The organism is Microvirga sp. P4_A5, assembly GCF_056402495.1.
Window position 1 is genome coordinate 1 of sequence record NZ_JBFUHH010000158.1, and the last position, 5,559, is coordinate 5,559.

Annotated in this window: 6 protein-coding genes; 1 reads left to right on the forward strand and 5 read right to left on the reverse strand. The window is 59.6% G+C overall.

Features of this window, described 5'->3' with window-relative positions; all coding sequences use genetic code 11:
• On the forward strand, positions 1–450 hold a 450-nt coding region (locus AC1DVM_RS22315; RefSeq protein ID WP_477258194.1), incomplete at its 5' end, for a 3'-5' exonuclease.
• Between the two features lie 308 nt (positions 451–758).
• Here AC1DVM_RS22315 and AC1DVM_RS22320 read toward each other — a convergent pair.
• The 5 genes from AC1DVM_RS22320 to AC1DVM_RS22340 all read right to left on the reverse strand — a co-directional run.
• Positions 759–1,424 carry a 3'-5' exonuclease gene (locus AC1DVM_RS22320; RefSeq protein WP_477258196.1) on the reverse strand — a complete coding sequence of 222 codons (666 nt, stop codon included), beginning with the start codon at positions 1,422–1,424 and terminating at the stop codon, positions 759–761.
• Between the two features lie 3 nt (positions 1,425–1,427).
• A complete protein-coding gene (locus tag AC1DVM_RS22325; protein ID WP_477258198.1) occupies positions 1,428–3,257 on the reverse strand; it encodes a DUF294 nucleotidyltransferase-like domain-containing protein in 1,830 nt (609 codons plus the stop codon).
• A gap of 55 nt (positions 3,258–3,312) precedes the next feature.
• Positions 3,313–5,007, reverse strand: coding sequence for a cation acetate symporter (locus tag AC1DVM_RS22330; RefSeq protein ID WP_477258200.1), 1,695 nt, complete (start codon positions 5,005–5,007; stop codon positions 3,313–3,315).
• Positions 5,007–5,312, reverse strand: coding sequence for a DUF485 domain-containing protein (locus tag AC1DVM_RS22335; RefSeq protein WP_477258202.1), 306 nt, complete (start codon positions 5,310–5,312; stop codon positions 5,007–5,009). Before AC1DVM_RS22335 ends, AC1DVM_RS22330 begins: the two co-directional genes overlap by 1 nt.
• 25 nt (positions 5,313–5,337) lie before the next feature.
• Positions 5,338–5,559: AMP-binding enzyme (locus tag AC1DVM_RS22340; protein ID WP_477258204.1), on the reverse strand; the 222-nt coding region annotated here is incomplete at its 5' end.

The window sequence follows — 5,559 nt, forward strand, 5'->3', positions numbered from 1 at the left end:
CTGACGCTCGATCCGCCGGACGCCACCAGCGACCAGGCCGGCATCCCCCATCTCGACGACGATTATCTCATCCTCTCGACCATTCATTCCGCCAAGGGCCAGGAATGGAAATCGGTCTTCATCCTCAACACTGTCGATGGCTGCATCCCCAGTGACCTCGGCACCGGAACCAAGACCGAGATCGATGAGGAGCGGCGGGTTCTTTACGTCGCTATGACGCGGGCGGAAGATCATCTCCACCTCGTCATGCCGCAGCGATTCTTTACCCACAACCAGCATCCGCGGGGGGACCGCCACGTCTATACGCCGCGGACACGCTTCATCCCGTCGAAGCTGCTGAGGCTGTTTAACTGCACAAACTGGTCGAGCGAACCAGCTGCGGCTACACCTCCGACCTCGCGTGCCCCGCAGGTTGATGTTGCGGCGCGAATGAGAAAGATGTTTGCCTAAGCGTGGAGCTCGCCGGGGCCGGTCGCTGGTGGAGCAGTCCGCCTGAGACTAAGCGCGGGTTGTGGTGCTGGAGTGCTACGCACTTCGTTGCGCGCATGGCTCCACGCCTCGTCGGTACAGGGCTGCGCGCAAGGGGGACCCGGGGAACTCTCTTCTCGTACTTTGAGGTGCTCAATCAAAGCTCAATAAGCTACGGAAGCGGACATTAGTGGTGGTTAGTCGAAGGACAGCTAATGACCCAAGGCGGACCTTCGAGCCGTTTCCGGGCTCCTTGAATGCTTAGGCCAAACTCTCGGGAATGATCCTCCTCAAGCGCCAATCGGCGCAACCTGATGTACGATCCGTGTGCGGCTAAGGCGAGTGCCACGCTTCTGCATGTCGTGGAGCTGAACGTACATCATGGCCGTCATAAGCGTATCATTGAACGCGTCATGCTGCTCAAGGCTTGGGATACCAAGATCCGCAAGAATGGAAGCGAACCGCAGGTCGAGCACCGTTCCGGGTGGAGCGCCACCGTATTTCAGAGCGTAGTACATGGAGGACACCTCGATGCGACGGTTCGGAAGCTTCGTCCCGATATAGCGGAGGATATATTTGTCCAGCATGCGGATGTCGAAGTCGACATAGTAGCCGACGATCGGCCGTCCACCGATAAACCGGAGAAGCTCGGGAAGCACCTCGTGCATTGCCCGTCCCACCGCCACATCCTGGGCCCGGAGCTGATGCACCTTGATCGACGTGGAGGTCGGATCCTTGTCGGGCCGTATGACTGCCCTGAAGGGCGTGCTCATCATGATGCGTTGGCCGCGGACGATCAGTGCCGCTATGGCGATCACCTCATCGGTTCTTGGATTGAGCCCCGTGGTTTCGCAATCGAGAATGACGACCTCGTCAGGAGGGCCAGGCTCGAAAAGGAATCGATAGGAGTGATCTCCCAGGGAAACGCGATAGAACAAGTTCCGCAACCAGCGCATTATTCAGAATGCCCCGAGATTGTAATGGTTGCGGATCAATTCGCGGAACTGGCGGACGACACGGAGGGCATCCCGGAGCATATCCCGCTCCGCCGTGGTGATCTCGTCGAGCCGCACGACGGACTCGGCTTCGATGGTTCCCCTGTGCAAGGCGCGCAATTGCGCCCTAAGACGGAATTCCATGAAGGCGTGAAGCGCACTGGTCAATTCCCGACCGAACCTCGTGTCCAGGGATCCAATCTGGACCAGAGCATCGATGCGCGCGGCTGTAGGATTGACAAGGATGCCCTTGTCGATCGCCAGCGTCCGGACACCATGCACGATTGGGAATATACCGGCTCTCTTGAGGTCAATCTCATCCGAGCCGACACCCACCGATGCCATGATCGTGCTGAGGACACCAAGGTTCGGGGTCGTGAAGGTCTCGATCAAGTGTGCGAAATGCGCCAAGAGGGCAGCCTCGCCGCGCATGAGATCGATGAGGGCTTCCTTTGCTCGGAGGACAAGGTCTTGCTTCCCAGCGACCGCCACGGCGTCGAAGAAGATGGCGATGTTCATGGCGGCTGCCGCATCGCGGCTGAACACCCAGGCTTTGAGCTGGCGGATAAAGCCCTCGACTGTTTGCGACCACACCGGGTTACGAACCATGACGTTCCCGGAGCAGGGTGGGAAACCAAACCCGTCTAGGGTGCCGGAAAAGGCCTGGCGGAACTGCGCGAGGTCACCGTCTGGAACCTCCTCGGCAAGAAGAAGGGCGTTGTCCTGGTCAGTCCGCACGGTTTGCTCGCCACGCCCTTCCGAACCCATCAGCAGTAGGCAGCCATTCTGGCGGATGGCTGGAGGGGCCACCATCTCAAAGAGCTTTCTGAACAACCGTCGGTTCAGGTCGGAGGTGATTTCGGCGATCAGGTCAACCTTCAACCCCTGCCGATGGAGCCGCTCGACTTGGCCCTGGATGTCGCGAGCCGCGCCCGCCAGGTCGTCGAGGTTGCGGGCTCGGTCAATTCTTCCAGGGATGAGTTGGGAGTTGCCGGCCAACAGCCCCAGGATGTCGATGTCCTCGAGGAATCCGACATAATGGCCGTTCGATCGGATTGCGAGACGCCGCTTGTTGTGCTTCGTCATCAAAAGCAGCGCGTCAAAAATGAAGTCGCCCCCGTCGACCGAGACAACATCGAAATGGCAGACCTCACGGACCGGCGTGTCGAGCGCAAATCGACGCAGAACGACCGCTTTCGACAGGTTCATGCCTGTGACCACGCCAACACGCTGTCCATCCCGCACGAAAAGGGCATTGATGTCATTGTCCTTCATGCAGTGCCCGGCCTGTTCGATCGTGGTTGCGCCATCGACATAGACGGCGCCGCCATGCCGCGCCTCGCTGATGCGTGCCCGCAGCACGCTCTCGACGCCCTCCGTTTTCCTCTGCTGGGCAAACGCATCGAGCTTGCGGGATACATCAGCATAGAAAAAGGCCGCGAAGGCTGCGTTGTGACGGATGAGATCAAGAACAATGTTGCGGGGGATCAGGAAACAGAGCGTCTCCTCCACCGCGACGAAGTCTTCACCTGCCGCCCCGTGCACAACCGCCCGTGAGTCAAAACTGTCTTTCGGGCCGAGCACGGCCAGGAGCGTGGATCCGTCCCGAACCTCGACGGCTCCCTTGATGACAATGTGCAGCAGTTCTGACGCATGTCCCTGCCGGACGATCATCTCATCGGGGCTGAAATACCCGATGTCGAGCACCGCCCTAAGCTCCTCGACCTCCTGATGTGCGAGCCGGTCGAAGGGCGGATTGGCGGTGTCGAAGCCCTGCATAGATTGACTTGGCATGGATCGCGAGCACTCCGCCGTTGATCAACCGGAAGGTGGAGATATCTCTTAATCGCTAGTGCAAGTGGGCAGCAGTGGCGCCGATGCCGGTCTCGGATCGAACATATTGGGCATCAAACGCCTCGATTTCCGCCTTCGCCCGTTCGCTGGCGTCAAGCTTGGAAAAAGCCCAAATTCCGAGGAACGCGATCGGCATCGAGAAAATCGCGGGGTTGTCATAAGGGAAGATTTCCTTTGAGAAGCCGAAGGTTTGCACCCAGACGGCCTTGCTCAGCACCACCATCACGACAGCGCTGACAAGGCCAAGGAGCCCGCCGGCCAAAGCACCCCGGGTTGTCGTTCCTTTCCAGAGAATGGACATGAGCAGAACCGGGAAGTTGCAGCTTGCGGCCACCGCAAAGGCGAGGCCCACCATGAAGGCCACGTTCTGGTTCTCGAAGATGTAGCCCAGGATAATGGCGACGATCCCGATCGCGATCGCTGAGATCTTCGAGATCCTGACCTCCTTCTGTTCGGAAACACGGCCCCGTGCGATGATCTCCGCATAGAGGTCGTGGCTGACGGCAGAAGCGCCCGCAAGGGTGAGCCCGGCGACAACGGCAAGGATCGTCGCGAAGGAAACGGCGGAGATGAAACCGAGGAAGAGCGAGCCGCCGGTGGCCGCGGAGAGATGGACCGCGGCCATGTTCGTTCCGCCGATAAGGTCCTTGACCTTGTCGTAAACTCCGTTCGGGCCGACTTTGAAGTAACTCGGGTCGTTCATCAGGAACGTGATCGCGCCGAAGCCGATGATGAAGGTGAGAACATAGAAATAGGCGATCAGGCCAGTGGCGTAGAATACCGATTTCCGAGCCGCGCGGGCATCGGACACGGTGAAGAACCGCATTAGGATATGCGGCAACCCGGCCGTCCCGAACATAAGTGCAAGGCCGAGCGAGATGGCCGAGATCGGGTCGGCCACGAGGGCGCCGGGAGCCATGATGGCGTCGCCTCTCGGGTGGATTGCAACGGCGTCCGCGAACATTGCCTCAGGGCTGAAGCCATATCGCCATAGGACCATCAAGGCAATCAGAGTGGCGCCGGCAAGGAGGAGGCACGCTTTGATGATCTGGACCCATGTGGTGGCTTTCATGCCGCCAAACACAACATAGACGATCATCAGCACGCCGACGATGACAACCGCGTACAGGTAGTCCAGGCCAAACAGCAGTTCGATGAGCTTACCCGCACCGACCATTTGCGCGATGAGATAGAAGGCAACCACCACAAGCGTACCGACCGCCGACAGAATGCGGATCTGGGTCTGGTCGAGACGAAACGAGGCCACGTCGGAGAAGGTAAACTTGCCCAAGTTCCGCAATCGCTCGGCGATGAGGAAGAGAACGATCGGCCAGCCGACCAAGAACCCGATCGAGTAGATCAGACCGTCAAAGCCGCTGGCAAAGACGAGACCTGAGATGCCGAGGAAGGATGCTGCCGACATATAGTCGCCGGCGATGGCTAAGCCGTTTTGCATCCCGGTGATGCCGCCGCCCGCCGCATAGAAATCCGCGGCAGTCTTGGTCTGAGTGGCTGCCCGGTAAGTGATCCCGAGCGTGCCGAGCACAAAAAGCAGAAACATGACGATCGCGGCCCAGTTTAATGGCTGCTTCTGGACCGCGCCCAAGTCTGGACCCGCTGCAAGGGAACTCGAGAGAACGGCATCGACCACTAGAACAGCCGCGACCGCGATGATGGGGAGCCTGCGCATCACAAGAACTCCCTCGTGAGATTGCGGGTCAGTTCGTCAAACTCGCTGTTCGCCCGGTAAACATAGATGCCGGTCAGGACGAAAGCGGCGATGATAACGCCAAGCCCAAGCAGGATCCCCAAGGAGGTGACGCCGTCGCCGACCTTCATGGCGAGGAGGGGCTTGGCAAACGCCACGAGGAGGATGAACCCGAAATAGATGACGAGCATCACAATGGTCAGAGTCCAGGCGAACTTGGTTCTCTGGCGGACAAGCTCCTGAAACCTCGGGCTTTGGATAACTCGGTCGTAGTCACGGGAAGCCATGGCTGGAACCCTCCATCAGAGACGGTCAACGAGTTTTGTTCTGGCGGTTCTCCACGAGGTCGTCGACGACCGCCGGGTCGGCGAGCGTCGAGGTGTCGCCGAGATTGCCGAATTCGTCCTCGGCGATCTTGCGCAGGATGCGGCGCATGATCTTGCCCGAGCGGGTTTTCGGCAGCCCGGGGGCGAACTGGATCAGGTCGGGCGACGCGATGGGGCCGATTTCCTTGCGGACCCACACGACCAGCTC

Coding starts and splice junctions, on each gene's coding strand:
- AC1DVM_RS22320 (WP_477258196.1), bottom strand. CDS start 1,424: ATGCGCTGGTTGCGGAACTTGTTCTATCGCGTTTCCCTGGGAGATCAC.
- AC1DVM_RS22325 (WP_477258198.1), bottom strand. CDS start 3,257: ATGCCAAGTCAATCTATGCAGGGCTTCGACACCGCCAATCCGCCCTTC.
- AC1DVM_RS22330 (WP_477258200.1), bottom strand. CDS start 5,007: ATGCGCAGGCTCCCCATCATCGCGGTCGCGGCTGTTCTAGTGGTCGAT.
- AC1DVM_RS22335 (WP_477258202.1), bottom strand. CDS start 5,312: ATGGCTTCCCGTGACTACGACCGAGTTATCCAAAGCCCGAGGTTTCAG.